The organism is Paenibacillus xylanilyticus (genome assembly GCF_047246825.1).
GTDB lineage: Bacteria > Bacillota > Bacilli > Paenibacillales > Paenibacillaceae > Paenibacillus > Paenibacillus xylanilyticus_B.
This window is the reverse complement of the sequence record NZ_JBFOLB010000021.1, coordinates 1-603: the sequence shown is the minus strand read 5'-3', so window position 1 is coordinate 603 and position 603 is coordinate 1. Positions and strand designations below refer to the sequence as shown.

1 protein-coding gene is annotated in these 603 nt (G+C 64.7%); it reads left to right on the top strand.

Translation table 11 applies throughout. The features are described 5' to 3' along the window. On the top strand, nucleotides 1–603 hold a 603-nt coding region (locus AB3N00_RS30855), incomplete at both ends, for a preprotein translocase subunit SecY (protein WP_413037828.1).

Sequence of the window (603 nt, the reverse complement as noted above, 5' to 3'; positions counted from 1 at the left end):
CCCTGGTGATGCTCGTGGGCCTGCTGATCATGGTCGGCATGGTGTTCGTCGAGCAGTCCCAGCGCCGCATCCCCGTGCAGTACGCCAAGCGCATGGTGGGACGGCGCATGTACGGCGGCACCTCCACCTACATCCCGATCAAGGTCAACCAGGCCGGCGTCATCCCCGTCATCTTCGCCTCCTCGATCCTCGCGCTGCCGCAGATGGCCGCCTCCTTCGGGGACCCGTCGGCCGAATGGGTGCAGTGGATCAACACGCACCTCGTCCTCGGTGCCTCCTTCTCGTGGATCTACGCCGTGGTCTACGTGGCCCTGATCGTCTTCTTCGCGTTCTTCTATGTCTCGATCACCTTCAACGCGGAGGAGATCGCCGACAACATGAAGAAGTACGGCGGCTTCGTCCCCAACGTGCGCGCGGGCAGGCCCACCGAGCGCTATCTGCGCTACGTCATCAACCGCATCCAGAGCGGCGGCGCCGTCTATCTCGCGGTGATCTGCCTGATCCCGCTGGTCGCGCTGTTCTACCTCGGCACCTCGCAGGACTTCCCGCTGGGCGGCGTCTCCCTCCTGATCGTGATCGGCGTGGGACTGGACACCGTCAAGC